Below are 24,694 nucleotides of genomic sequence, written 5' to 3' on the forward strand. Positions count from 1 at the left end.
GGGGCCGGAGACACAAAGCGCCCGTCCGAAGACAGGCGCTCGTGTCTGGTCGCTTACTTCTTGTTGCGACGCTGGTGGCGAGTCTTGCGAAGCAGCTTGCGGTGCTTCTTCTTCGCCATGCGCTTGCGGCGCTTCTTGATGACAGAACCCACGGAAACCTCACTAAGTCAGTGGCTGGGTGTCGCCGAAATCGGACACCCGGGTACGGGCACGGAAAATGCCTCGGGTCAGTCTAGCAAACCCGAAGGCGTCGACTGTCACACGCGTCTCACACCCGAAGGCGGCCGATCGCGGGACAGCCGCCGACGTCAGCCGACGTCGGCGATAGGGCGCTGAAGCGCATCGGCCACCGCAGACTCGGGCACGCGATAGCTGCGACCGAACCGGACGGCGGGCAGCTCCCCAGCATGAACCAGCCGGTACACGGTCATCTTGGACACGCGCATCAGCTCGGCGACCTCAGCAACCGTGAGGAATCGGACGTCAGGAACCTCGGGCATCCCACGTACCCCTTTCTCGATGTGCACACTCTATGTGGTGGCTGGGACACGTGTAAACCTCTGTGACCCGTGTGATCAGTGAGGCGTAGCGATCTCACGACGACAGTTCAGCAGGCGCATAGGCATTAGTTCAGCAGGCGCATAGGCATTCTCCGGGGTTCGCTCAATCGCGGGTGCCAGAGTCATGACAGGTCTCGTGCGGCACCGCCGAGTCCGCCCCCCGGGTGTGGGGACCCGCACCTCTCCCCTGACGGCAAGCCCCCCGTGTCGTCAGGGGAGAGTCGTTGCGGGAGAGTGCTCGAACCCGTCAGGCGCCGAGGCGCTTGAGAGCAGTCGCGACGACGTGCTTCGCGGAGGCCGCCGCACGTCCGACGACCTCGGCCGCATGCGCAGCACTGTCGGGCAGCGCGGCACCCGGGTATGCGATGTCGGGCGCAGCGTCACCGAAGGCATCCACCAGGAACGGGACCAGCCAGTCGTCCACGACCTCGAGCGGCTCGACCGCGAGGCTGTAGAAGCGACGCTGCCCGTCTTCACGCACGGTGACGAGTTCGGCGTCGCGCAGCACCTTGAGATGCTTCGACACGGTGGGCTGGCTGATACCCAGATCGGCGACGATCTGGCTGACGCTGGTGCCGGCCTCTCCTTCGGTCGTGCGCCGCAGCAGGAGCTGGAGGATGTCTCGCCTCGTACCGTCTGCGATCACGTCGAAGATGTCCGTCATGAGTTCAGGGTAGTCGTCCCCGCCACGGAGTACCATGACGAAGGCTCGGCGACAGGCGCCGTGCCGCGGCCCGAGGCAGGGCGAGCGACAACACAAGGGGGCAGCGATGTCGGGCATCGTTTCGGCGTCGTCCCCGCGCGAGAGCCTGAAGAGCGCGGCCGGCTGGGTCAAGCACCTCGTCACCTCCTCGCCGTCGCGGTTCGCGATCGTGATCTTCGCGCTGTTGATCCTCGTCTTCACCGTGTTGCTCTCACTGCCCATCGCCTCGGCGACCGGCACGGTCACCCCCCTCAGCGACGCACTGTTCACCGCTGTCTCCACCATCTGCGTGACGGGACTCGCCACCGTCGACATGGCCAACTACTGGTCGCCGTTCGGACATGTGCTGATCTTCCTCGGCGTGAACATCGGCGCGCTGGGCGTGCTGACCCTCGCATCGCTCATGGGAATGCTGATCTCGAAGCGCCTCGGCCTGCGGGCCAAGCTGATGGCGGCAGGCGACACGAACCCGATGCGCGCGCACGGCGGCGTGGTCAACGAGAGCCAGACCGTGCGACTCGGCGAGGTCGGCCAGCTGCTCACCACGGTCGCCGTCTCGGCGCTGATCATCGAGGCCTCGCTCGCGATCCTCCTCTACCCCGCCCTCGTGATGGCCAAGGTCGACCCGATCGCGGCGCTCTGGGAGGCACCCTACTTCGCGGCGATGGCGTTCACGAACACGGGATTCGCCCCGAACGACGGTGGCGTCGCGGTCTTCGCCGACGACTACCTGGTGCTCTCGCTCCTCATGGTCGGCGTCTTCCTCGGCAGCATCGGCTTCCCGGTCATCTACACCCTCGCCAAGCACGTCTGGCATGTGAAGCGCTGGTCCCTGCACTCCAAGCTCACCATCGTCACCACCGTCCTGCTCTTCATCCTGGGTGCGGCCGTCTTCGTGATCCTCGAGTTCAACAACCCGAAGACCTTCGGCTCGATGGATGCCACCGACACCACGTTCCAAGCCTTCTTCCTCTCGGCGATGACACGCTCCGGCGGCTTCAACGTGATCGAGATGGACGACCTGAACGGCTCGTCCCTGCTCGCGGCGAGCATGCTCATGTTCGTCGGCGGCGGCTCGGCCTCGACCGCGGGCGGGATCAAGGTGACCACCCTCGCCGTCCTCGCCATCGCCGTCTGGTCCGAGGCGAAGGGACGCCAGTCCGTCGAGGCCTTCGGCCGCCGCATCCCCAGCGACGTGCAGCGCGTCGCCCTCAGCGTCGTCGCGTGGGGAGCCACGATCGTCGCGCTGTCGACCATCGTGATCGCACAGATCACCAAGGCCGACATCAGTCATGTGCTCTTCGACGTGATCTCCGCGTTCGGCACCGTCGGCCTTTCAACGGGCCTCACCGGGGAGCTCCCGGATTCCGCCTCCTACGTCATGGCCGCGACGATCTTCATGGGCCGCGTTGGTACAGTGACTCTCGCCGCGGCGGTCGCCGCGACGTCGCGAACGCAGTACTACTCACTGCCCGTGGAAAGGCCGATCGTTGGTTGAAGTCCTCCGGGGCGACGCTCCCGTCCTCGTCATCGGCCTCGGCCGGTTCGGTGCCGCCTGCGCCGGTGAGCTCGACCGCCTCGACCGCGAGGTGCTCGCGATCGACGACAACCTCGAGCTCGTGCAGAAGTGGTCCGACCGCGTCACGCACACCGTCCAGGCCGACGCGAAGAACATCGACGCCCTGCGCCAGATCGGTGCGCAGGACTTCCAGGTCGCGGTCGTCGCCGTCGGATCCTCGATCGAGGCTTCGGTGCTCATCACGGCGAACCTCGTCGACCTCAAGGTTCCGCAGATCTGGGCCAAAGCGGTCTCGCAGTCGCACGGCAAGATCCTGGCGCGCGTCGGCGCCAACCACGTCATCTACCCCGAACGCGAGGCCGGCGAGCGCGTCGCGCACCTCGTGAGCGGGCGGATGCTCGACTTCATCCGCTTCGACGACGACTTCGTCCTGGCGAAGATGTACCCGCCGAAGTTCATCCGCGGCGTCGGCCTGAACGAGTCCGGCGTGCGCTCCAAGTACAAGGTGACCGTCGTGGGTGTGAAGAGCCCGGGCAAGCCGTTCCGCTACGCCGAGGCCAACACGATCGTCACCAACCACGACCTCATCATCGTGTCCGGCACCAACAGCGACATCGAGCGGTTCGCCGGCCTCGACCGCTGACGCCTCCCTCCCGCCTTCCGGGCGACTCCCCCTCGCGGCGGATGCGCGACGCCCGGCGGCCGTGGTGGGATGGGGCCATGACCGACCCCACAGCGGCCCCGCCCGTCCTCGCCCTTCGTGGGCTTCGCAAGCAGTTCGGGCAGAAGGTAGCGGTCGACAGCCTCTCTCTCGACGTGCCGCCCGGATCCATGCTGGGGCTGCTCGGGCCGAACGGCGCAGGCAAGACCACGACACTCGCGATGGCGACCGGCCTTCTCCGCCCGGATGCGGGAACCGCCTGGGTGCTCGGCGCCGACGTCTGGCAGAACCCCGCCGAGGCGAAAGCCCGCATGGGCGTGCTCCCCGACGGCATCCGCATGCTCGATCGCCTCAGCGGAGCGGAACTGCTGAGATACACGGGACTGCTGCGCGGCATGCCCGAGGCCGACGTCGTCTCGCGGACCGGCGACCTGCTCGAGGCACTGGGGCTCGCCGATGCGCGAGACACCCTCGTGGTGGACTACTCCGCCGGCATGCGCAAGAAGATCGGTCTGGCCTGCGCACTGATCCACGCGCCCCGACTGCTCATCCTCGACGAGCCGCTGGAGGCGGTCGATCCGGTGTCGGGCGAGACGATCCGCCAGATCCTGCGCTCGTTCGTCGACGGAGGCGGCACCGTCGTGCTGTCGAGCCACGTGATGGAGCTGGTCGAGTCGATGTGCGACCGGGTGGCCATCGTCGCCGAGGGACGCCTGCTCGCGCACGGTCCGCTCGACGAGGTGCGCGCCGGCCTCTCGCTCCAACAGCGGTTCCTCACGCTCGTGGGGGCGCACGACCTCGGGACGGAGACGCTCGCATGGTTGCGCTCCTCGTAGGTCTGCGCTGGCGGCAGCTGCGCCATCAGCTGTCGCGGAACCCCTGGATGATCGTCACCCTGATCATCACCGGCATGATCGCCCTCGGGCTCCTCGCCGGACTGGCGGCGGGTCTCATCGCTCTGCGCCTGGCCGCGCCCGAGGGGGCCGTCACTGCCATCGTGCTCACCGGCTCCGTGCTGGTGCTCGGATGGTGGATCGGATCCATCCTGGTCAGTGCCGACGACTCCCTCGCCCCCGAGCGTTTCGCCCTGCTACCGGTGACCGCGCCGACACTGCTGCCCGGCTTCGTCGTCGCAGGAGCCACGACCATCGGCGGCATCGGCACCACGCTCGCCCTGCTGCTGATGCTCCTCGGGTGGTCGGTGAGCCTGCCCGCGCTGCTCTCCGCGGTGATCATGATCCCCGTGGCGGTCGTGACCTGCGTGCTCGGTGCCCGTGTGGTGAGCGGACTGCTCGCCGGATGGCTGGCCCGACGCAGCACCCGCGACCTGGTGCTGACCCTCGGGGTGCTGCTCGCCGCCTCGTCCGGCCTCATCCTCAACCTCGGGATCGGTGCGCTCACCACTGTGACGGACGTCGGGGGTGCGTTCGCTGCGGCGGCCGACATCGTCGCGTGGACGCCGGTCGGCGCAGTGTTCGGGGTGTCGGCATCGGCAGCGCAGGGCGACGTGCTCACCGCAACGCTGCGCCTGCTGATCGCCCTCGCGACAGTCGTGGTCCTGTGGTGGGCGTCTCAGCGGCTGCTCGCCGCCCGGCTCGTCTCCCCCATCCAGAGCAGCGGCGGTGGACGGGTCCGCTCCGGCGGTCTGCTCGATCGACTGCTGCCGGCGAACCCGATGGGCGCGATCGCCGCACGATCCCTGCACTACTACCGCCGCGACCCACGGCAGCTCGTCAACATCGTGATGCTGCTGCTGTTGCCGGCGATCTTCATCGGCATCGCGCTCATGAACGGCCTGCAGGAGGAGTCCATCGGCTTCGCCCCCGCGATCACGTTGATCCCGGCCATCAACGCCCTCCTCGCCGGGACGATCGTGCAGATGTCGATCGCCTACGACAACGACGCCGTCGCGGCGCACATCCTCACCGGCGTCACCGGGGCGGCCGACCGCGCGGGGCGTCTCCTCGGCTTCGGGCTGATCGCGGTGCCGGTGACGGTCGCGCTGTGCGTGGCGACCTGCCTCCTCGCGGGGAGGCCCGACCTGCTCCCCGGCAGCATCGGAGCGTCACTCGGCCTCACGGCGATCGCTGCCGGAGCCGGAGCCTGGGTGGGGAGCTTCCTTCCCGGGCGTGCACCCGCCCCGGAAGCCAATCCCTTCGGACGTGGATCCTCCGGCGGGGTGCAATCACTGCTCGCGATGATCATCATCGGACCCATCACGCTCGTCCTCGGAGCACCCGCGTTCGGGTTCGCCATCGCGGCGATCTGGAATCCCACGCTCGGCTGGATCAGCCTCGTGTGCGGAATCGCGTTCGGCGGTCTGGCCCTCTGGGGAGGAACCGTGCTGGGCGGGAAGATCCTGGATCGCCGCTGGCCCGAGGTGCTCGCCGACGTGTCCAGCGAGAGCTGAGCGCGGGCAGTCACCACGCGACGCCCAGGCCCCGGGCGCAAGGGTCCCCGCGAGATCAGGCGCCCGCGACAGCAGCCACCCGCGAGAGCAGCCACCCGCGAGATCAGGCGATCACTCGGAATCAGGCCGAACGTGCTCGAATCGGCCTGATTCCGCGTGTGCGCCTGAGTTCACGTGTGCGCCGTTCGCGGGTGAGCCCGCATCCTCGGGTGAGCCCGCATCCTCGTGTGAGCCCGCATCCTCGTGTAACCCAGACGGGTCAGGCGTCGATGTCGAGGACGACCTCGATCACGTCGTCCGCCCCGAGGCCCTCGCTGTCCTGCAGCGTCTTCTTGATCGGCACGATGTAGCCGCCGTCCTTCGGCCACAGCGCCGTGGTGACGGTGGTGGCGCCTACGGAAACCGTGGCCGGGATCATGCCCCAGCCATAGGTCACGACAGAGGCGATCTCGTGGATCATCTCGCTCTCGGCAGGCGGCACGGTGACGAAGTGGAAAGGCGCGGGCCCGCGCCAGTACCAGATGGGTCCCTCGATCCGCAGCCGCATGGCTCAGGCTCCGGCGGCGAGCTCCTTGGCACGCGCGAGCGCAGCGTCCGCGGCGTCCGCGAAGGTGCGATCGAGGTGTGCTTCCTGGAGCACGGCGACCGCCCGCTCCGTCGTACCCTTCGGACTCGTGACCCGACGGCGCAGTTCTGCAGGAGCCTCACCGGAGGCGTCGAGCAGGGCCGTCGCCCCGATGAAGGTCTGCTCGACCATGAGACGCGCATCCGCGTCGGTGAAGCCCATACCGACCGCAGCCTTGGTGAGCTCCTCGATCAGCAGGTACACGTACGCCGGGCCCGAGCCCGAGATCGTGGACAGCGCGTCGATCTGAGACTCCGGAACCTCGACGACGGCGCCGACGGTCTCGAACAGACGACGGACGAGGGCGACGTCTTCGGCGGGAACCGCGGCACCGGCGGCGAGCCCCGTCACTCCCTTGCGCACCGTCGACGGCGTGTTCGGCATCGAGCGGATCACCTTCGCCTCCGAACCCAGCACATCGGCGAAGGTCTGCAGAGTGACCCCGGCGGCGACACTCACCACGATCGCATCAGCGGCGAGGTGCGAGGCGATCTCGCGGAGCAGGTCCGGCACCATCGCCGGCTTCACGCCGACGAGCACGATCCGCGCACCGGCAGCCGCCTCGACGTTGCCCTCCGGCCGATCGGCGAGCGCGATGCTGGTGACCCCGTCGATGTCGGCGAACGCCTCTGCCTTCTCCGCCGTGCGGTTCGTCGCGGTGATCCCGCCATCGACGCGGACACCCGAGGCGACCACTCCACGGAGGATCGCACCACCCATCGAGCCGGCACCGAGGAAAGCGAGCGAAGGAAGCGAGTCAGCCATGTGGTCATCCTACGGCGGGCACTCCGACATCCTCGGGCGGGCGGTTCTAGACTCGTCCCATGAGTGCATCCGGAGGCAACAAGGCCATCGTCGCGGCGTTCCTGGCGAACATGGGCATCGCCCTCGCGAAGTTCATCGCCTGGGCACTCTCCGGCTCCGCCTCGATGCTCGCCGAGGCCATCCACTCCGTCGCGGACTCCGGCAACCAGCTGCTCCTGATGCTGGGCGGACGCAAGGCTCGGCGCGAGGCCGACCGCGCACACCCGTTCGGCTACGGCCGCGAGCGCTATGTCTATGCGTTCGTCGTGTCGATCATCCTCTTCTCGGTCGGTGGCCTCTTCGCGATCTACGAGGGCGTCGAGAAGCTCACCAATCCGCACGAGCTCGACAAGACGTGGTGGTGGCTCCCGCTCGTGGTGCTCGTCATCGCGATCGGACTCGAGTCGTTCTCGCTGCGCACCGCCGTGCGCGAGAGCAACCTCGTGCGCGAGAAGGGGCAGTCGTGGGTGTCGTTCGTGCGCCGCTCCAAAGCACCCGAGCTCCCTGTCGTGCTGCTGGAAGACGTGGGTGCCCTGACCGGTCTCACCTTCGCTCTGCTCGGTGTCGGTCTCACCCTCATCACGGGAAACCCGATGTTCGACGCACTCGGCACGGTGATGATCGGTGTGCTGCTGGTGCTGATCGCGATCGTGCTGGGCGTCGAGACGAAGAGCCTCCTGGTCGGCGAGGGTGCCACTCAGGCCGACTACGACCGCATCGTCGACGCGATCAACGCGGGTGATGAGATCGAGAAGATCATCCACATGAAGACGCTCTACCTCGGTCCGGACGAGCTGATGGTGGCGGCGAAGATCGCCCTGAACGCCGACAAGCCGCTGCGGGAAGCCGCAGACGACATCAACGCGATCGAGGCGCGGATCAGGGACGCCGTTCCGGTGGCGCGAGTCGTCTACATCGAGCCCGACGTGTACCGCCCGGCGATCGACCCTGAGCCCTCCACGGACGTCTTCGTGCTGAAGTCGTCGGACTGAACGTCTTCGAATTGAACGTCGTCGGCGTTCAGCGCCGCTGCTCGAAGAACGATCTCAGCAGCGCGGTCGCCGCCTCTGTCTCGACGCCGCCGATGACCTCGGCACGGTAAGGCAATCGCCGATCACGCAGCACGTCGTACATGGAGCCGGCAGCACCGGCCTTGTCGTCCCAGGCGCCGAACACCACTCGACCGATGCGCGCCTGCAGGACGGCACCGGCGCACATGATGCACGGTTCGAGGGTGACCACGAGAGTGTGACCTTCGAGATTCCAGGACCCGACCGCTGCTGCCGCGCGCCGGAGCGCCTCGACCTCGGCGTGCCCCGTCGGGTCGTGGGTCTCCTCGCGGGTGTTGCGTCCCTCAGCGATGATCCGGCCTTCGGGATCGAGGACCACGGCACCGACAGGGATCTCGGATGCCGTGGCCGCTTCGGCGGCGAGCTCGAGGGCACGCGCCATCGCGGGTCGGTCGGCTGCGGTCATGCGTCGAGCCTACGACAGCCGTGGAGGCCGTTGCCGGGGCCCGATGTCGTGCCTGACCGCGCAGCGCATTACCCTGTATTCATGCGTGTTCACGTGGCCGACCACCCTCTCATCACTCACAAGCTCTCGGTGCTGCGCGACGCGCGCACGCCGTCACCGGTGTTCCGGCAGCTCACGGAGGAACTCGTGACGCTGCTCGCGTACGAGGCGACCCGCAACGTGAAGGTCAGCCCGATCGAGATCACGACTCCGGTGACCACCACGACAGGTGTGAAGATCTCGGAGCCCCGTCCGATCGTGGTGCCGATCCTGCGTGCCGGCCTCGGCATGCTCGAAGGTCTCGTGAAGCTGCTGCCGACCGCTGAGGTCGGTTTCCTCGGCATGGTGCGCGATGAGACGACGTTCGAGCCGACGACCTACGCCGAGCGACTGCCCGACGACCTGAGCGACCGCCAGTGCTTCGCGATCGACCCCATGCTCGCGACCGGCGGCTCGCTCGCTGCGGCGATCCAGTTCCTGTTCGACCGCGGAGCCAAGGATGTCACGGCCATCTGCCTGCTCGGTACGCCGGAGGGCGTCGCTGCGATCGAGGCGATGGCGGGCGACCGCGACGTGACGCTCGTGCTCGGAGCCCTCGACGAGCGTCTCGACGAGAAGGGCTACATCGTGCCCGGCCTCGGCGACGCGGGCGACCGGCTCTACGGCACCGTCTGATCCGCGGCACCGTTCGATCTCTTCGGAGCGTCTTTCGCCTCAGAGCGTGAGGCGGTAGACGCGCTCGTCTCCGTGGTGAGTGAAGCCCGCGCGGGCGAGGATGGGCGCTGACGTCGAGACGCGTCCCTTCACCAGGGCCGTCTTCGCTCCCCATGCCGCCCCCTGCCGCAGTCTCTCGGCCAGCACTGCGCGGTAGGCGCCGCGACCGCGGTGGTTTTCCAGTGTGGATGCGCCCCAGAGCCGCACGAACCCGTCTTCGATCGTGCATCCTCCGGTGCTGACGGCGCGTCCGTCGATGCGCGCGAGCACACGGACGCCGGTCTGCGCCTCGAGCGCCGCAGACACCTCGTCGAGTTCGGCCCGGAGACCCTCCTCATCGAGGGGCTGCTGGTGCCACACGGGCACATTGACGCCGTCGAGGTCTCGTACCTGATCGAGGGTGCGAACGATCTCCGTCGACACGTCGGACGGTACCTCGACCTCCACTTCGTCGACGGGTCGTGCGAACACCGCCACCGTGTCGATGTGCTCTGCCCCGCGTCGCCGAAGCTCGTCCTCGAGGTCGGGCCGGTCGGAGGGATTCGTCCAGAACGTGACCTGCGAGGCACCCCATGCTCTGGTCCGTGCCAGTGCGCCATCCACCACATCGGCGGCCGACAGCGCGGAGTCGACCTGCGAACCTCGCACTCCCCCGCCGAACCGTGCCGGATCCCGCACGAGGAGCAGCTGCTCGCGCTCGTGCTCGCTGTCGCGGGGAAACCACACCCACGCTGCCGCGGCGCGCAGGATCTGGTCGGGGGTGTGGGCGCTCACTCTGCCGCTCCGACGAGCCGGGCGAACGCGCTGAGCCTGGCGACGCCCTCAGGCGTATACGGCAGGTCGTCGAGCAGCGCGGGCGAGTGGATCAGGTAGGCGACGACCTGTGCTCGGGAGATCGCGACGTTGAGGCGGTTCTGGAGCAGCAGGAACTCCGGACCGCGCGGCGCATCCCGACCGCTCGACGCCGCGAGCGAGGTGATGGAGACCACTGCCTCCTTGCCCTGGAAGTTGTCGACCGTGCCGACAGGGACGTCAGGGAAGCCGGCGTCGGTGAGCGCGTCGAGCACCAGCTGACGCTGCGCGTTGTAGGGCGTGACCACGATGATGTCGGACTGCGCGAGCGGACGCGTCGACGCCTCGGGGTCGTTGTCGGTGAAGACCCGGCCGACCAGATCGGCGACCAGTCGGACGACCTCTGCCGCTTCCTCGGGCGATTGGGTCGCGTTTCCGCGGTGGCGCAGCGGGACGACGTGGAGACCCGCGTCGACACCCTCGAGCGACCGGAGTTCGGTTCCGGGTGCCGAGGCGAGCTGTCCCGCGTAGGCGAGCTTCGACACCGGAGCGGCCACGAACGGATGCATCCGCCACGACCGGGCGAGGAAGTAGCCGTACTCGGGCCGCACGACCGGGTCGCCGTCCATCACCCAGCCGAGAGCGGACGTGTCCACCGGTTCGGGGTGGGCGCCCTGGCTCACCTGCGGGAGCTGCTGCGGGTCGCCGAGGAGCAGCAACCGCTTCGCCCCGGCCGCCACCGCGATCGTCGAGGCGAGCGAGAACTGTCCCGCCTCGTCGATCACGAGGAGGTCGAGACCCGCGCGTCCCACGCGCTGCGTGTTGCTGAAGTCCCAGGCCGTCCCGCCCACGACCGCGCCCTCGGCGGAATGCTCGGCGAGGAACGACGCCATGCCGTTCTTCGGGATCACGGTGTACGGCGGCTCCGCGTCGGGGTCCTTCGGCGCCTTCGCAACCTGGGCGGGCGAGACGCCGTCGGCGACGATCCGCTCGAGAAGCGTTTCGATGATGGCGTGCGACTGCGCCACGACACCGACCTTGAAGCCGTGCTCGTTGACCAGGCGCGCGATCACGCGTGACCCCGTATACGTCTTGCCCGTCCCTGGAGGGCCCTGCACGGCGAGGTAGCTGCGATCGAGGTCGAGCACTCCGCGCACGATGGCATCGATCGTGTCGTCGCCCGCATCTGGGAGCACTCCCCCCGAGACGGTCCGAGGGGGGAGCCGGCGCAGGATGTCGGTCGCCGCGTCCTGAGGGAAGCCCGGCGCGGCCAGGTGCACCGCGTCGGCCCACTCGTCGATCGCGCCCTGCAGCGACACCACCCGAGGCGGAGCTGCCGGAGTGAGCGCGAGCGGCAGCTCATCCCAGGTCTGTCCCTGCACAGCCGCTTCGGTGACGAGGTAGCCGTCATCGAGCACCTCCGCGACCGTGACCGTGTGCGGCACGTGGACGGCGCGCGAGGGAACCTCGGTGTCGAACGGCGCCGGCACCTCATAGAGCGCGAACGGCTGCGCACCGGGACCGAGCGTGGTGCCGGGTGACACCTCGCCGCGGATCTCGATATCGCGGGACATCACCCGTCGCCCCTCGCCGATGCTCCACTCCCGGCGCACCGACGACGATGGCCGGTCGACCTTCACCACGTCGCGCGTGCCGTCCCACATGGTGACCGGTTCACGCAGCCGCTGGAAGTGCGACACCCAGAAGCTCTTCGCCTCCCGCGGGAAGTAGTCGATCGCTGCGGCGGCGATGCGGTGGACCTGCCCGTCACCGCCGGTCTCGACCGCTCGCTCCGCATCGGCGAGCAGCGCGACCGACCGGGGAGACGGCTCGTAGATGACCTCGTCCGCATCGTCGGGCGGTGCGGGCGTGACGCCCTTCTCCCTGGCGATGTCGATCAGCCAGTTGCGCAGCCGCCGCGTCGAGACGCAGTCATAGCGGTTGTAGTCGGCGAGGTCGGCGAAGACCGCGTCCGCCTCGGAGCGGTGTCCGGCCGCGGCCAGCTCACGCGCCGCGACATACTGCACGATCGAGTCATCGCCCTTCTGCACGTCGCTCGTGCGGACGTCGTCACCCATGTAGAGCGGCTCGAGCTTCTTGATCGAGTACGACCGGGAGCCCACCCTGACCGTCCGCAGGACGAGCGGGTAGAGGTCGACGAACACCCCCTCGCGGAGCAGCCGATCGACTTCGCCCTCGCGCACCCCGTGTCGCGCGGCCATGGCCACCAGATGCGAGGTCTCATACGGCGCGTAGTGGTAGATGTGCATTCCCGGGTGCGCAGCCCTGCGGGCACTCACGAAGTCGAGGAACGTCTCGAGCGCACGCCTCTCGTCGGCGAACGTGTGCGCCCACAGTGCCGAGTACTGATCTGTGTTGTCGACCCAGCCGAAGAGGTAGTCGATCCCCCAGTGCGCCTCGCCGTCGGGAACGGGCTCCGTGTACAGCGGGTCGCCCTCGAAGTCGAAGAAGATGTCGCCGTGACTCGGGAGCGGGAGGGTATGGATCGCCTGCGCGTAGTGCACGTCGAAGGTCGGCACTCCTTCGGCGTCCGCCCTCAGCTGAAGACGCGCCTGGGCGCGGAGCATCTCGAATGTGTCGGCGTTCATCCCCGTCGGAGCCTCGATCGCTTCGGCGAGGGCGTCGATCGTCTCGATGCCGGCAGCCCTGAGCCGAGCTCGCTGCACCGGACGCATCCGCGCCACCATCAGCAGGTCCCGGTGCGCGAGCACCTGCTCCTCGCAGGTCGCACAGCGCCCGCAGGCCACCACCTGCAAGTCACCGCGGTCGTCGCCCCAGCCCAGAGGGGCGCCCGCAGCACCGTCGGCGATGCGTCGATCGGCGATGAGGGCGCGCAGTCGGGCCCGTCGCACCTGGAACAGCGGAAGCAGATCGTCGACGGCGTGTGTGCTGAGCGTGCCGTCGCCGAGGATGAGGTCGACCTCGTCGGAACGGGGGATTCCCAGGCGGTCGAGCTGGTCGACATATGCCGCGAGCTGCATGAGAGCTGTCACACGAGCCTTGCGGGCGAGCTTCGAGTCCTGCACACGCCAGCGGCCGTCGTCGTCCTTGCGTAGAAAGTCGGCGAATCCGACGAACTCCTCTGTCGCGAAAGCCGCCTGGAACACGACGAGCGCATCCGAACGCAGCGCAGCCACCGTCTCGTCGACTGCCGCGGCGAGTGCTTCCGCGTCGACCGAGGAGACCTTCTCGACGCGGTGCACCCTTGCGTCACCGAGGTCGTGGATGTATCGGTCGAGCACGTTCTGCTCGTGCACGTCACCGAGCTCGGCTGCGCGCTTCAGGGTCGCATCCTCCGGCTCTTCCACCGCGGGGACGCGCCCCAGCTTCGCGTCGATCGCCCGGCCCCACGCGAACTCGCACTCGGCAGCGGCCTTGAGGTCGCTCGCGCTCCAGATGACGCGCTGCGCCTGAGTGTCGATCCGCACGATGCTCCCGTTCTGTCGGATGCTTCGACACTATCCGCGGCATCCGACACGAGCGAAAGCGGGTGGCTCCTCGACGCGGTTCAGCGCCACCAGGTGTCGTCGGGCGTCACCGGGAGGTGCCGCTTGTGCTGCGTCGCGAGATACCTGGCCTCGATGCGGCCGGCGACGTCCGGATCGACCTCGCGTCCTTCCAGGAAGTCGTCGATCTGCTCGTACGTGAGGCCGAGCTCGTCCTCGTCAGCGCGTCCCGGCTGGCCGTCCAGCAGATCGGCGGTCGGCACCTTGAAGGCGAGTCGGTCCGGAGCGTCGAGGAACTGCAGCAGCGAGCGTCCCTGCCGCTTGCTGAGCCCGGACAGCGGCAGGATGTCGGCGGCACCGTCACCGAACTTCGTATAGAAGCCGGTCACCGCTTCCGCCGCGTGATCCGTGCCGATCACCAGCAGTCCGTCGTGACCGGCGAGCGCGTACTGCGTGACCATGCGGACGCGCGCCTTGATGTTGCCTCGGTTGAAGTCGCTGATGTCACTCGTGACCGCGAACTCGATGTCTTCCTCCACTCCGTCGACACCGTTCTGGATGTTGACCTCGACGGAGGAGTCTGGTGCGATGAACGCCAGTGCAGCTTCCGCGTCTTCTGCATCGTGCTGCACCCGATAGGGCAGGCGCACGGCGAGGAACTTCGCCTCGCCCCCCTCGGCGCGCACACGCTCCACCGCGAGCTGTGCGAGACGGCCGGCCAACGTGGAGTCCTGCCCTCCCGAGATGCCGAGCACGAACCCCTTCGCTCCCGTGGAACGCAGGTAGTCGGCGAGGAAACCGACTCGACGGTCGGTCTCGGCTTCGGGGTCGATCTCGGGCCGGACGCCGAGGTCTTCAGAGATCTGCTTCTGCAACGACATGTGATCCTCCGTCTTGTCCTCGACCAGTATCGCCCCTGCGTGTTACGTCCGGGTGACGCCGCGGCGTTCGCATGCGCCTGCCGGCGAAAGCCTGACAGAATGGACCGGTGAAGCTCCTCGTCGCTGCCCTCGATTCCGAACTGTCCGCATTCCCGGAGGAGCTCGACGGCTTCGACCGTCTCGTGACCGGTCCCGGAAAGCTGCCGGCCACGTACGGCCTGACCCGAGCGCTCGATGCCAAGGTCTATGACGAGATCGTGGTCGTCGGAACGGCCGGAGCCATCGAGCCGGGTCTCGAGGCGACCGTCCACGAGGTCGGCAGCGCTTTCCAGCATGACGTCACCGATCTCGAGGGCGTTCGCGGGCAGCACGTCTCGCTCCCGGCGCGCGTCTCCACCGGACGCGACGGCGTGTTGATCGCGACTGGTGACCACTTCGTCGAGGACGCCGAGGTCACGGCCGTGATCCGCCCCTTCGGTGCTGCGCTTGTCGACATGGAGACCTACGCCTTCATCTGGGTCGCCGGGCAGTTCGGCATCCCGATCCGCGTGTTGCGGGCGGTGTCCGACCAGGCGGAGGACGGCGCATTGACCGATTGGCGCGAGGCCGTCGCCCGCTGCAGTGTGCAGCTGCGTGACGTCATCCGCCGCGAGTACGGCGTCTGAGCCCGGCGCGCCCGGTCATCCGCGGCTCGCGTCAGCGCGCTTCGATGACGCTGGGCCCGTTCGGCAGCGCGCGCACCGTCAGCTGAGCGGGGATCTGCTCCTGCATGGCCTCGACGTGGCTGATCACCCCGACGGTCCTCCCGCCCTGCCGCAACTCGTCGAGTGTGCGCATGGCCACGTCGAGCGTGTCCCCGTCGAGGGAGCCGAATCCCTCGTCGATGAAGAGCGTGTCCAAGCGGATGCCGCCCGCGCGTGCCGTCACGACCTCGGCCAATCCCAGCGCCAGCGCCAGCGACGTGAGGAAGGTCTCGCCCCCTGACAGCGATTGTGGTGGGCGGGTCTGACCCGTGAACGCGTCGAAGACCACGATGCCGAGTCCGGAAGCCGCACCCCGGGCCGCGAGCGCGTCTGAGTGCTGCAGCTGATATCGCCCCGTCGACATCTCATGCAGTCGACGGTTGGCCGCCCCGACGATCTCCTCGAGCTCTGCCGCGAGCACGAACGTCTCCAGCGTCATCTTGTGGGTGTTGACCCCCCTGCCCGCGATCGTGTCCGCGAGGTTCTGCAGCACCTCGAACTCCGCGGCTTCGTCGGCACTCCGAGCCTGCTCGGTCGCGGCCGAATCGATCAGCCCTCCGAGCCGTTCTGCGGTACCAGTGGCTCTGGCTGCCTCGCCGACTGCCGCGGTCCACGCGCCGCGAGCTTCCGCCGATGCTCGTTCCACCGGTGCCAGGTCGATGGGCTCTTCGGGCAGCGTGCGCAGTTCGAGGTCGAACAGCACGGCACGCTCCTTCTCCCGCTGCACCGAGTGCTGTGTGATCCTCGCATCCAGGGCTTCCTGGACCTTGAGCGGGCGCAACGCCATTTCGGCAGCCGTCTCGTCCGCGAAGACGGAGTCAGTGAGGCCGACATCGCGCTGCGCCTCTGCCTCGACGAGAGCCTCGGCCCTGCGCACGCGCTCGGAGATCGCCTGGCTCAGTGCACGCGCGGCGGCGACTTTGGCCTCGTTGTCCGCCAGCCGCTCGGCGACCGTGGGGAACGCGCCTCGCGCCTCTGTGATCAGGTTCTGCGCCTCGACGCGACGTTGACGCAGGAGCGCATGCTGTTCGCGCGCATCCGCCAGAACTTTCGCGTCGTCTTCCCGTTCGGCGTCGAGATGCTCGAGCCGGGTCAGGAGCTCGGCGAGCTGCAGGTCGAGCGCAGCCAGAGTCTCGACGGCCGCAAGACTGCTCGCGAGCGCCGCAGTGGCCTCCGCATGCTCGGCCTCGGCACGGGAGACGTCGCGACCGTCGGCGCGCGCGGTGAGACCGGCGAGTTCGGCGCGCAGTGCCGCGGACCGGGATGACAGCTCGCGTTCGCGCTGCGCGGCGACGTCGCGAGCATCTTCCGCGAGCGCGATGTCCTCCGGGGAGACGGGGTCGGCGTGCGTGGCCGGCATCGGATGCTCGAGCGAGCCGCAGACCGGACAGGCCTGTCCGTGCCGGAGGGTCGATGCCAGCTCGCCCGCCATGCCGTCCGTGCGACGTCGACGCAGCTCCGCCAGGTTCGACTGGGCAGCCTCGTGCAGGGTCGTCGCCTGTGTGAGCTCGAGGTCGAGTGCGCGCTCCACTGCCTCTAGCCGCTCCGCCTCCAGCGCCGCCACGCGACGTGCTTCTGCGCTCTCTTGCGCAGCCCGTCTGTCGTCGATCCGGTCGGCCAGACTGCGCGCGATGTCGCGCGACGCGTTCAGTGTGGCGATCTCATCGGGAAGGGCGGCGCGCTTTCCGTCGGCTGTTTCGATGCGAGAGGTCGCTGCCGCGACCTCCTCCTCGGCTGCACGCACCTCGGCGTCGAGGCTCGGAGCGTTCTCCTCGAGTTCCCGAGCCCGCTGCCAGGCACCGCTCTCCCTGGTGCGCTCCGCTGACCAGGCGTCGAGGTCGTCGTCGACCGGGAGCTCCATCGTCTCCCCGACCGTGCGGGCGTTCTGCTCGTCCTGAACAGCGACTCCGAGCGCTGCAGCTGCCCGCGTCGCGGCGGCGATCGTCGTACGGAGAGACTCGGCTGCGCGCGCAGCCGCGAGTTCTGCACGAGCCTGCTCGATCGAGGGCGACTCGGCATCGAGGCGTTCGAGCGCAGATCTCGCTCGGTCGCGCTCCTGCTGCGCTCGTCGCTCCTCCCGAGCGGTGGCGAGCTCGGTGTCGGCCGCGGTCGACCGCAGCTCGGCGTCGGCGCGCTCGGAGGCCCGACGGTCCGCGCGATAGTCGGCGCGAGCTTTCGCCCGCCGGAGAGCCTCCAGGCGCTCGTCGACCGATGCGGGTGCCTGCGACGTCTCCACCGCGGTCTCGTCGCCGTCTCCCGACAGCCCGCTTGCGACCACGAGGTTCTCGGCCTCGTCGATGCGCGCCTCGACGGCCGCGAGACGACTGCCGAGGGCCTGTTCGGCCGCACGACGACGGTCGTCGAACCGCGCCTGAACGTCTTCGAATCTCTGGGTGCCGAACAGCCGCCGCAGCAGCGCCTGGCGCTCCCGGCTTCCCGCGAGCAGGAACTCGGAGAACCGGTTCTGTGCGAGCAGGATCACCTGCAGGAACTGCTCTCGGCTGAGCTGCAGGATCTCATCGAGTTCGTTGCCCACGTCGACCGCCCGCGCGGCTCGTCCGGTCCACCCGGCATCCGTCCACTCGTCGAGGGAGACGCCGGCCGCCTGCTTGGTCATGCCTCCGCCGCGCTTGGCCGGGCGGAGATACTCGGGTGACCGAGTGACGCGGAATCGGCCGGCGGGCGTGCTGAACTCGACGACCACCTCCGAAGGATCGTCAGGCTCGCAATGATCGCTCCGGAGGCGCTTCTCCCCGCCGTCGTACCGCGGCACTCCCCCATACAGCCCGAAGCAGACCGCGTCGAGGATGCTCGACTTCCCCGCTCCGGTCCGTCCGGCGATCAGGAAGATGCCGTCGTCGGCGAACGCGTCGAAGTCCACGGTCTGTCGCGACCGGAACGGACCGAAGCCCTCGATCTCCAGACGATGAAGACGCATCTAGACGAGTGCCTCGGCACGCACGCGCTCATCGAGCACCGCGCGGATCAGCTCGCTCTCGGCCTCGGTCGGCCCGTGCCCCGCTCGCACGTGCTCGAGGAAGGCATCGATTCGGTCAGCGTCGGTGACCGCGGTACGAAGCCGCTGCACGTACGAGCGATCGTCGACCTCTGCCTTCCCCTCCGGCTGATGCTGCACCATGGCGCAGTGCGGATAGCTCTCGCGAAGGCGCCGCATGGGCTCGCGCTGCGGCACCGCATCGGTGTAGACGGCGCAGACCCAGTCCCCCGCATGTGCCGAGACCGACTCGGCGGACAGGATCTCGTCGAGCGGGCCGGTGAGGGTGACGAGACGCCGTGGCACCGGCAACTCCAACCACTCCACCTCGGCGAGCCCGTCGGCGTCGAGGTCGATGAGCCAGGAGCCGCGGGGCTTGTGCTGCTCTCCGAAGCTGTAGTGGAGAGGTGCGCCCGCGTAGCGCACCCGGTCGCTGAGCTGCTGGCGTCCGTGGATGTGTCCGAGCGCCACGTAGTCGGGTCCGTCGAAGACACTCAGCGGGACGACGTCGAGACCGCCCTGTCGCACCTCGCGCTCGAGCCCGGCGGTGGCATCGACACCCGCAGCGAAGCAGTGAGCGATCGCGACGGCTCGGCCCCCATGCTGGTCCATGCCGGCGCGGACCAGGTCCATCGCATGGGCCATGGTCTGCGCCTGCGTACGCAACTGACGTCCGGAGGCATCGCCCTCTGGCCAGTGCTGACGCACGATGGCGGGCTCGAGGTAGGGGATGCCGTAGAAGTGCACCGGTCCGTACTCGTCGGCGAGAGTCACCGGCACGCCCACGGCGAGGGGGTCGGTCAGCACATGAATGCCGTCGCGGAGCAGGCGCGCTTGAAAACCCAATCGCGCGGCGGAGTCGTGGTTGCCGCTCGTGACGATGACGCGGGCGCCCCTCTCGTGCAGAGCGACCAGCGCATCGCCGAGCAGCGTGTAGGCCGCACCGGATGGAGTGGCGGAATCGAACACGTCTCCCGCGACGATGACGACGTCGACCCCGTTGTCGCGAACCTGCGCGGTGAGCGCCCCGAGCACCTCGCCGAGCGCGTCCATGGTCGAGTTGCCATGGAACGTCCGGCCGATGTGCCAGTCCGAGGTGTGCAGGATCCGCATACTCACACCGTACGAACCCCCTCCGACATTCCGTCCGAGGCGTGCCGTCCCCGGCGCGCACCCGGCACGCAGGAGGAAGCGGAAGGTCCCCTGACCCACCCTCGTCGCGACGATCGGCACGCGGTGATGCGAGATGCTGCGTGCACCTTCACCTGTGCGGCGTGCGGGGCTGCGCGATGCGAGATCGGGGCTGCCCTCCGCCCGACAGGTGCCGGCTTGCCCCGCCGGCTGAGGGTTGTGCCCGCTCCGTCGTGACTACCGACTTCCGCTCTCCTCCTCGAGGTCGTTCGACCAGTTCGCCTGCTGGATCCGGTTGTCGAGCTCGCGGAGTTCCTGTGCGACGGCGTCTGCGCGCGAACGCAGCTGCGCGACGGGAAGCGCGGAGACCTGACGAAGCTCCGATCTCATCTGTCGGAGGAACTGGTCGTTGGCGCCCGAGGCGGCGGCGGCGGCATCCGTCAGCACCGAATGCCGCAGACGCAGCACGTCGCGGGCAGCGAGGGCATCCGTCATGGTGCCGTCCGCGCCCAGATCGAGACGCGCATTGGTGGCGTTGATGCGACGGATGAGGTCGCGAAGCTGCGTCAGCGCGGCGTCAGTCTCGACGATCAGGCCGGCCGCATCCTCCGCAGGCTCCTCCCCCTCCTGGTACCGGGCGTTCGCGACGATGCGTGCCCGCAACTGCTCGATGCGGCGCTGCAGGTCGGCACGTGCGGTGAGGGCTTCGGCGAGCTTCATGTGTTCATCCTCGCAAAGGGCGCGCGTAACAGTTCGTCACACGACCGGAGAGTCAGCGGGAGCGGAGCAACCCGGCACGCTCGGGGTGCGCGGCGAACCACTCGGAGACGTACCAGCACACGGCATCGACCTTGCGGTCACCGCGTTCCTCGATGTCGGCCACCGCGCCTTCGACGACCTTCCCCGCGTAGCCGTTCCCGCGGAAAGTCGGGATGGTGAAGGCTCGAGTGAGGGCGATCGTATGACCGTCGTCCCGGTAGTCGAGCACGCTCACGAGCTTGCCGTCGCGCATGAGCGTGTAACGCGAGGCGTCCTTCTCGTCGGTCAGGATGAAGCCGCCGACAGTGTGCGAGGTCGTCATTGGAACCACGTTACGCCCGCACGGGATGCCCGGGCGTTTTGACATGAGGCGTCACGATCGGACATAATCCCCCCATGACTACCAACGCAAGCCCTTTGTCCGCCCAGGAGGCGAACAGGACTGCCGGGATGATGATGCCCGGTCGCGTTGGCATGTGTTGCCGAATGTGTCGCTGAACGAACAGCCACCCCGCCTGACCTGAATCCCTCGCGATCTGCGAGGTCAGTGTCACCGAGCATCCACCCTCTGCTCGATTCCCGGCTCCGCCGGTCATTCATGCAACGCATCAGAGCCCCTCTCGATCCGGGCTCACGTCCTGAGGACTTCATCATCATGTCGAACACCGCACTTCTCGAGCGTCCCGCCGCCACCACCGCTCCCGCCGCCGCAGTCCGCTCGCAGCCCGAGACCGCCGCCCCGCTCGCCCCCGCCGGAGCCGACCTCCCCGCCGTGCGCTCGCCCCGTGGCTTCGCCCTCTACGTCGGCTTGGACGAGATCAAGGCAGCCGAAGCCGGCGTCAGCCTCCCCCTTCTCGTGGACGCGCTCCGCCGCACGCTGGCCGAGCTCGCGCCGGGCGCCGAGACGCACGCCACCGTCGCCCTCGCGCCTCATGGCTCGGGCGGGCGAGACCTCGACGTCGTGCGCCTCGCGCTGCAGGAGCCCGGCGCCATCGCGCGCACCAAGGCAGCAGCCGAGGAAGAGACCGCCGAGGAAGAGAGCGGCGTCACGGTCGACATCTCCCGCAAGCGTGTGCTCATCGACGGCGAATCCGCTGCTTTCACCTACAAGGAGTTCGAGCTGCTGCAGTACCTCGTGCTGCGCGAGGGACGCACCATCGAGCGCAGCGAGCTGGTCTCCGCGCTCTGGCAGGCACAGGACGACGAGACCCCCGGCGAGCGCACGATCGACGTGCATGTGCGTCGTCTCCGGGCGAAGCTCGGCCGCTACGAGGATATCGTCCGCACCGTGCGCGGCATCGGATACCGCTTCGATCGTCACGCCGACGTCGTCATCCGTTACGGTCACGGCACACCCTCCCCCGACCGCTTCTGAGCATCGGGGACTCCGGTGTCAGAACCGGAGCGTAGGGTGGGCGCATGACCCTGACGGCGGAACCAGCCGCGGCAGAAGCCGCTCGCTCGGAGACCGCACGGGAGACCGTCTACCGCCCGCCGCATGAGCTCGATCTGCGCAGTACCGTGGGCATGCTGCGACGCGGCGGCAACGACCCGACGATGGTCATCGACGGCGCGGTCATCTGGCGTGCGATGCGCACTCCGCTCGGACCTGCCACCCTGGCGCTGCGCATGAGCGGCGGCGAAGTGCGCGCAACGGCGTGGGGTCCCGGGGCGGGCCAGGCCCTCGACCTCGTCCCGACGCTGTGCGGCGCTCACGACGACGTCGGGGACTTCGACGCGTCGCATCACCCTCTCATCGCCGATTCCGCGCGACGGCATCCGGGACTGCGACTGACGCGCACCGACGAGGTGTTCGACGCGCTCGCGTGCGCCATCATCGAGCAGAAGGTGACCGGCATGCAGGCGTTCGGCGCCTGGCGCTGGCTGGTCAGCCGTTTCGGCACCCGCGCGCCGGGACCGACACCGCGCCCGATGTTCGCCGCGCCCGCGCCCGAGCAGTGGTACCGCATCCCCTCCTGGGCCTGGCATCGAGCCGGAGTCGAACCGCCGCAGTCCCGCACCATCGTGCGTGCGGCGGAGCGCGGAGACCGCATCGCCCGCGCCGTGCGCGCGGCGTCCACCGGAGCTGATCGCGACCGCGTGCTCACGAGCCTTCCCGGTGTGGGCGTGTGGACATCGGCAGAGACCCGCATCCGCTCGCTCGGCGATCCCGATGCGGTGAGCGTCGGCGACTACCACCTCGCCCACCAGGTCGGCTACGCACTCACGGGCGCGCGCACCGATGACGACGGGATGATCGAGCTCCTCTCACCCTGGTCCGGACAACGGCAACGCGTCGTGCGCCTCATCCATGCCAGCGGGGTGCAGGAACCACGGCGGGGACCTCGTCTCGCCCCGGAAGACCATCGCCGCCGCTGACGCCGCCACCTATGCTGGTGCCATGTCCCGTTCCCTGCTGCGCATCCTCGTCACCGTCGGCCTGCTGATCGCCGGCATCGTGATCGGGTTGATCTTCCAGAACGTGTGGCTCGGCGTGCTGCTGGCGGCGATCCTGTGGCTCGGCTGGTTCCTCGGCTACGAGTCGCGCCGAGGCAACAATGCGGGCGTCAACGACGAGGACCACGGCATCGAGCTCTGATCCTCGGGGCGACGGGTCAGTAATAGACCGCAAGCGGTCCCGACGGACCGTCGACGACCCGAACGGGAGTGTCGAACACCCTCGTGAGCACGTCATCCGTCATGATCGCGGCCGGCGTTCCGAACTCCACGACCGCTCCGTCCTTCATGGCGCAGATGTGGTCGGCATAGTGGCTCGCGAAGTTGATGTCGTGCAGCACGATGACGATCGTGCGTCCGAGCTCCTCCGACGCACGCCGCAGGTGCTTCATCATCTGCACCGCATGCCGCATGTCGAGGTTGTTGAGCGGCTCGTCCAGCAGCACGAACTCGGTGTCCTGCGCGAGGACCATCGCCACGTAGGCTCGCTGGCGCTGCCCTCCGGAGAGCTCGTCGAGATACCTGCCTTCCAGGGCACCGAGGTCGAGGAAGTCGATCGCCTGACTGATGATCTCCTCGTCTGCACGGTTCAGCCGTCCCTTCGAATGCGGGAAGCGCCCGAAGCCGACCAGCTGACGCACGGTGAGGCGCGTGACGAAGTGGTTCTCCTGGCGCAGGATCGACACGACCTTCGCCAGATCCTTCGACTTGGTGGAGGCCACATCGAGTCCGGCGATCTCGATCGCTCCGGCGTCCATCCCGCTCAGACGCCCGATCATCGTGAGCAGGGTCGACTTGCCTGCACCGTTCGGCCCGATGAGGGCGGTGATGCCGCCGGCGGGGATCTCGAGGTCGACGGGGCCGATCGCGACCTCGCTGCTGTAGTCACGGCGGACGCCGTCGAGTGCGATCACAGCCTGCCCTTTCTGAGGATGACGATGAGGAACACGGTGCCGCCGACGAGCTCGATCAGGATCGACACCATGCCCTGCGCGTAGAAGACGTTCTTCATCACGAAGTACGCCCCGGCCAGGATCGTGAAGGCCGTGAGCACCGCGACCGGGAAGATCAGCCGGTGATCGTGGGTATCGGCGAACTGGTACGCGAGCGTCGCAACCAGGAAGCCCAGGAACGTCATCGGCCCGACCATCGCGGTCGAGGTCGCCATGAGCACAGCGACCAGGAACAGCACGATGAACAGCTCACGCCGATGATCGACGCCGAGTGAGCGCGCGGCATCCGGGCCCAGCGCCATCAGGTTGAGCCGGCGCGAGCGCATCCACAGCAGCGCCGAGGCCGCGACCACCAGCGGGATCGCCAAAGGCAGGTACGAGGGGTCGGCGTTGGACACGTTGCCGAAGAGTCGGGCGGCGAGCACGTCGAACTCGCTGGGAGTGAGCAGGCGCTGCATGAAGGTGGCGATCGCGCCGAGACCGCCTCCGATCACGATGCCGACCAGCAGCATGATCTGCAGATTGCCGTAGCGCCCCGAGAGCAGCCAGCCGTAGAGCGCGACGGCGAGTGCGACCATGATCGCGACCTGGATCGCGAACTGTCCGACGCCCTGGATGGCCACGATGCCCGCCACACCGAACAGGTACACGGTGGAGGTCTGCACCACCCGGTACAGCGACTCGAAGCCCATGATCGACGGCGTGATGATGCGGTTGTTGGTGACGGTCTGGAAGCTCACCGTCGCGACGGCCTGGGCGACCGCGACCAGTGCCATCACGGTGACGTCAGTAGCCCGATGCTGGGCGATGCGCCAGAAGCCAGCGGAACCGACGGGCATCGGATTCGCCCACGCGAGCAGACCGAAACCGGAACCGAGGGCAAGGACGACGAGGACCCCGAGAACGAGGAAGTACCGACGGCGCGCCCGCGGGGTCGTGAACGAGCCAGCCGAGCGGAGCCCCCCGACGTTCGCCGCGTCGCTCATCGCGTCGCTCATGGCCCCG

General features: G+C 68.5%; 25 protein-coding genes. 10 read left to right on the forward strand and 15 right to left on the reverse strand.

The window, feature by feature from the left end:
• Positions 1-53: 53 nt before the first annotated feature.
• The 3 genes from RN51_RS18240 to RN51_RS11030 form a co-directional block, all read right to left on the reverse strand.
• A complete protein-coding gene (locus RN51_RS18240) occupies positions 54-152 on the reverse strand; it encodes a 30S ribosomal protein bS22 (RefSeq protein WP_003792170.1) in 99 nt (32 codons plus the stop codon).
• A gap of 156 nt (positions 153-308) precedes the next feature.
• A complete protein-coding gene (locus RN51_RS11025) occupies positions 309-500 on the reverse strand; it encodes a helix-turn-helix domain-containing protein (protein WP_017204627.1) in 192 nt (63 codons plus the stop codon).
• Positions 501-807: 307 nt separating this feature from the next.
• Positions 808-1,224 (reverse strand): ArsR/SmtB family transcription factor, encoded by a 417-nt coding sequence (locus RN51_RS11030; RefSeq protein ID WP_045264345.1) that lies wholly within the window; start codon positions 1,222-1,224, stop codon positions 808-810.
• 106 nt (positions 1,225-1,330) lie between these two features.
• Here RN51_RS11030 and RN51_RS11035 point away from each other — a divergent pair, with 106 nt between their 5' ends.
• From RN51_RS11035 to RN51_RS11050, 4 genes are all read left to right on the forward strand, one after another.
• Positions 1,331-2,761 (forward strand): TrkH family potassium uptake protein, encoded by a 1,431-nt coding sequence (locus RN51_RS11035; protein WP_045264110.1) that lies wholly within the window; start codon positions 1,331-1,333, stop codon positions 2,759-2,761.
• Positions 2,754-3,425: a potassium channel family protein gene (locus RN51_RS11040; protein WP_021198064.1), complete on the forward strand. Its 672-nt coding sequence runs from the start codon at positions 2,754-2,756 to the stop codon at positions 3,423-3,425. The genes RN51_RS11035 and RN51_RS11040 overlap by 8 nt, the downstream gene beginning before the upstream one ends.
• Positions 3,426-3,502: 77 nt before the next feature.
• On the forward strand, positions 3,503-4,279 hold the full coding sequence (locus RN51_RS11045) for an ABC transporter ATP-binding protein (protein WP_045264111.1): 777 nt from the start codon (positions 3,503-3,505) through the stop codon (positions 4,277-4,279).
• A complete protein-coding gene (locus RN51_RS11050) occupies positions 4,261-5,853 on the forward strand; it encodes a hypothetical protein (RefSeq protein ID WP_045264112.1) in 1,593 nt (530 codons plus the stop codon). The genes RN51_RS11045 and RN51_RS11050 overlap by 19 nt, the downstream gene beginning before the upstream one ends.
• 259 nt (positions 5,854-6,112) lie before the next feature.
• On the opposite strand, the gene RN51_RS11055 is transcribed toward RN51_RS11050, so the two are convergent.
• Positions 6,113-6,400 (reverse strand): DUF1905 domain-containing protein, encoded by a 288-nt coding sequence (locus tag RN51_RS11055; protein ID WP_045264113.1) that lies wholly within the window; start codon positions 6,398-6,400, stop codon positions 6,113-6,115.
• A 3-nt stretch (positions 6,401-6,403) separates the two neighbouring features.
• Positions 6,404-7,243, reverse strand: coding sequence for a pyrroline-5-carboxylate reductase (proC, locus tag RN51_RS11060; protein WP_045264114.1), 840 nt, complete (start codon positions 7,241-7,243; stop codon positions 6,404-6,406).
• A 59-nt stretch (positions 7,244-7,302) separates the two neighbouring features.
• On the opposite strand from proC, the gene RN51_RS11065 reads away from it, so the two are divergent.
• Positions 7,303-8,274, forward strand: coding sequence for a cation diffusion facilitator family transporter (locus RN51_RS11065; protein ID WP_045264115.1), 972 nt, complete (start codon positions 7,303-7,305; stop codon positions 8,272-8,274).
• Between the two features lie 28 nt (positions 8,275-8,302).
• On the opposite strand, the gene tadA is transcribed toward RN51_RS11065, so the two are convergent.
• Positions 8,303-8,758 (reverse strand): tRNA adenosine(34) deaminase TadA, encoded by a 456-nt coding sequence (gene tadA / locus RN51_RS11070; RefSeq protein WP_045264116.1) that lies wholly within the window; start codon positions 8,756-8,758, stop codon positions 8,303-8,305.
• An 81-nt stretch (positions 8,759-8,839) separates the two neighbouring features.
• Here tadA and upp point away from each other — a divergent pair, with 81 nt between their 5' ends.
• Positions 8,840-9,472: a uracil phosphoribosyltransferase gene (gene upp / locus RN51_RS11075; RefSeq protein WP_021198071.1), complete on the forward strand. Its 633-nt coding sequence runs from the start codon at positions 8,840-8,842 to the stop codon at positions 9,470-9,472.
• Between the two features lie 39 nt (positions 9,473-9,511).
• Here the strand turns inward: upp and RN51_RS11080 are convergent, their stop codons facing one another.
• The 3 genes from RN51_RS11080 to nadE form a co-directional block, all read right to left on the reverse strand.
• Entirely contained in the window at positions 9,512-10,285 is a 774-nt protein-coding gene (locus RN51_RS11080; RefSeq protein ID WP_045264117.1) for a hypothetical protein, read from the reverse strand.
• Positions 10,282-13,752 carry a TM0106 family RecB-like putative nuclease gene (locus RN51_RS11085; RefSeq protein ID WP_045264118.1) on the reverse strand — a complete coding sequence of 1,157 codons (3,471 nt, stop codon included), beginning with the start codon at positions 13,750-13,752 and terminating at the stop codon, positions 10,282-10,284. Before RN51_RS11085 ends, RN51_RS11080 begins: the two co-directional genes overlap by 4 nt.
• A gap of 80 nt (positions 13,753-13,832) precedes the next feature.
• Positions 13,833-14,651: an ammonia-dependent NAD(+) synthetase gene (gene nadE, locus RN51_RS11090; RefSeq protein WP_045264119.1), complete on the reverse strand. Its 819-nt coding sequence runs from the start codon at positions 14,649-14,651 to the stop codon at positions 13,833-13,835.
• A 107-nt stretch (positions 14,652-14,758) separates the two neighbouring features.
• Here nadE and RN51_RS11095 point away from each other — a divergent pair, with 107 nt between their 5' ends.
• Positions 14,759-15,316 carry a nucleoside phosphorylase gene (locus tag RN51_RS11095; RefSeq protein ID WP_045264120.1) on the forward strand — a complete coding sequence of 186 codons (558 nt, stop codon included), beginning with the start codon at positions 14,759-14,761 and terminating at the stop codon, positions 15,314-15,316.
• Between the two features lie 31 nt (positions 15,317-15,347).
• Here RN51_RS11095 and RN51_RS11100 read toward each other — a convergent pair whose 3' ends face one another.
• From RN51_RS11100 to RN51_RS11115, 4 genes are all read right to left on the reverse strand, one after another.
• The gene (locus tag RN51_RS11100; RefSeq protein ID WP_045264121.1) at positions 15,348-18,332 is read right to left on the reverse strand and encodes an AAA family ATPase; all 2,985 of its coding nucleotides are present in this window, start codon (positions 18,330-18,332) and stop codon (positions 15,348-15,350) included.
• Positions 18,333-19,502 (reverse strand): exonuclease SbcCD subunit D, encoded by a 1,170-nt coding sequence (locus tag RN51_RS11105; RefSeq protein ID WP_045264122.1) that lies wholly within the window; start codon positions 19,500-19,502, stop codon positions 18,333-18,335.
• 255 nt (positions 19,503-19,757) lie between these two features.
• Positions 19,758-20,240, reverse strand: coding sequence for a DIP1984 family protein (locus tag RN51_RS11110; RefSeq protein ID WP_045264123.1), 483 nt, complete (start codon positions 20,238-20,240; stop codon positions 19,758-19,760).
• 52 nt (positions 20,241-20,292) lie between these two features.
• Positions 20,293-20,601 carry a GNAT family N-acetyltransferase gene (locus RN51_RS11115; RefSeq protein WP_045264124.1) on the reverse strand — a complete coding sequence of 103 codons (309 nt, stop codon included), beginning with the start codon at positions 20,599-20,601 and terminating at the stop codon, positions 20,293-20,295.
• 333 nt (positions 20,602-20,934) lie between these two features.
• On the opposite strand from RN51_RS11115, the gene RN51_RS11120 reads away from it, so the two are divergent.
• The 3 genes from RN51_RS11120 to RN51_RS11130 are packed head-to-tail and all read left to right on the forward strand — an operon-like array spanning position 20,935 to position 22,878.
• Positions 20,935-21,654, forward strand: a complete 720-nt coding sequence (locus RN51_RS11120; protein ID WP_045264346.1) for a winged helix-turn-helix domain-containing protein — start codon at positions 20,935-20,937, stop codon at positions 21,652-21,654.
• Positions 21,655-21,698: 44 nt separating this feature from the next.
• A complete protein-coding gene (locus RN51_RS11125) occupies positions 21,699-22,658 on the forward strand; it encodes a DNA-3-methyladenine glycosylase family protein (RefSeq protein ID WP_045264125.1) in 960 nt (319 codons plus the stop codon).
• Positions 22,659-22,680: 22 nt separating this feature from the next.
• Entirely contained in the window at positions 22,681-22,878 is a 198-nt protein-coding gene (locus RN51_RS11130; protein ID WP_045264126.1) for a hypothetical protein, read from the forward strand.
• Positions 22,879-22,894: 16 nt separating this feature from the next.
• On the opposite strand, the gene RN51_RS11135 is transcribed toward RN51_RS11130, so the two are convergent.
• Complete coding sequence (locus tag RN51_RS11135; RefSeq protein WP_045264127.1) at positions 22,895-23,650, reverse strand: ABC transporter ATP-binding protein; 756 nt, start codon at positions 23,648-23,650, stop codon at positions 22,895-22,897.
• On the reverse strand, positions 23,647-24,687 hold the full coding sequence (locus tag RN51_RS11140) for an iron chelate uptake ABC transporter family permease subunit (protein WP_231579277.1): 1,041 nt from the start codon (positions 24,685-24,687) through the stop codon (positions 23,647-23,649). Before RN51_RS11140 ends, RN51_RS11135 begins: the two co-directional genes overlap by 4 nt.
• Between the last annotated feature and the right edge of the window lie 7 nt (positions 24,688-24,694).

It is taken from the genome of Microbacterium oxydans (genome assembly GCF_000956405.1).
GTDB lineage: Bacteria > Actinomycetota > Actinomycetes > Actinomycetales > Microbacteriaceae > Microbacterium > Microbacterium oxydans_C.

Bases quoted from the DNA above. Each gene is read 5' to 3' on its own strand.
- tadA (WP_045264116.1), bottom strand. From the start codon at position 8,758: ATGACCGCAGCCGACCGACCCGCGATGGCGCGTGCCCTCGAGCTCGCC.
- RN51_RS11125 (WP_045264125.1), top strand. From the start codon at position 21,699: ATGACCCTGACGGCGGAACCAGCCGCGGCAGAAGCCGCTCGCTCGGAG.
- RN51_RS11140 (WP_231579277.1), bottom strand. From the start codon at position 24,687: ATGAGCGACGCGATGAGCGACGCGGCGAACGTCGGGGGGCTCCGCTCG.
- upp (WP_021198071.1), top strand. From the start codon at position 8,840: ATGCGTGTTCACGTGGCCGACCACCCTCTCATCACTCACAAGCTCTCG.
- RN51_RS11120 (WP_045264346.1), top strand. From the start codon at position 20,935: ATGTCGAACACCGCACTTCTCGAGCGTCCCGCCGCCACCACCGCTCCC.
- RN51_RS11030 (WP_045264345.1), bottom strand. From the start codon at position 1,224: ATGACGGACATCTTCGACGTGATCGCAGACGGTACGAGGCGAGACATC.
- RN51_RS11110 (WP_045264123.1), bottom strand. From the start codon at position 20,240: ATGAAGCTCGCCGAAGCCCTCACCGCACGTGCCGACCTGCAGCGCCGC.
- RN51_RS11050 (WP_045264112.1), top strand. From the start codon at position 4,261: ATGGTTGCGCTCCTCGTAGGTCTGCGCTGGCGGCAGCTGCGCCATCAG.
- RN51_RS11065 (WP_045264115.1), top strand. From the start codon at position 7,303: ATGAGTGCATCCGGAGGCAACAAGGCCATCGTCGCGGCGTTCCTGGCG.
- RN51_RS11035 (WP_045264110.1), top strand. From the start codon at position 1,331: ATGTCGGGCATCGTTTCGGCGTCGTCCCCGCGCGAGAGCCTGAAGAGC.
- proC (WP_045264114.1), bottom strand. From the start codon at position 7,243: ATGGCTGACTCGCTTCCTTCGCTCGCTTTCCTCGGTGCCGGCTCGATG.
- RN51_RS11130 (WP_045264126.1), top strand. From the start codon at position 22,681: ATGTCCCGTTCCCTGCTGCGCATCCTCGTCACCGTCGGCCTGCTGATC.
- RN51_RS11045 (WP_045264111.1), top strand. From the start codon at position 3,503: ATGACCGACCCCACAGCGGCCCCGCCCGTCCTCGCCCTTCGTGGGCTT.
- RN51_RS11100 (WP_045264121.1), bottom strand. From the start codon at position 18,332: ATGCGTCTTCATCGTCTGGAGATCGAGGGCTTCGGTCCGTTCCGGTCG.
- nadE (WP_045264119.1), bottom strand. From the start codon at position 14,651: ATGTCGTTGCAGAAGCAGATCTCTGAAGACCTCGGCGTCCGGCCCGAG.
- RN51_RS11115 (WP_045264124.1), bottom strand. From the start codon at position 20,601: ATGACGACCTCGCACACTGTCGGCGGCTTCATCCTGACCGACGAGAAG.
- RN51_RS11025 (WP_017204627.1), bottom strand. From the start codon at position 500: ATGCCCGAGGTTCCTGACGTCCGATTCCTCACGGTTGCTGAGGTCGCC.
- RN51_RS11105 (WP_045264122.1), bottom strand. From the start codon at position 19,502: ATGCGGATCCTGCACACCTCGGACTGGCACATCGGCCGGACGTTCCAT.
- RN51_RS11055 (WP_045264113.1), bottom strand. From the start codon at position 6,400: ATGCGGCTGCGGATCGAGGGACCCATCTGGTACTGGCGCGGGCCCGCG.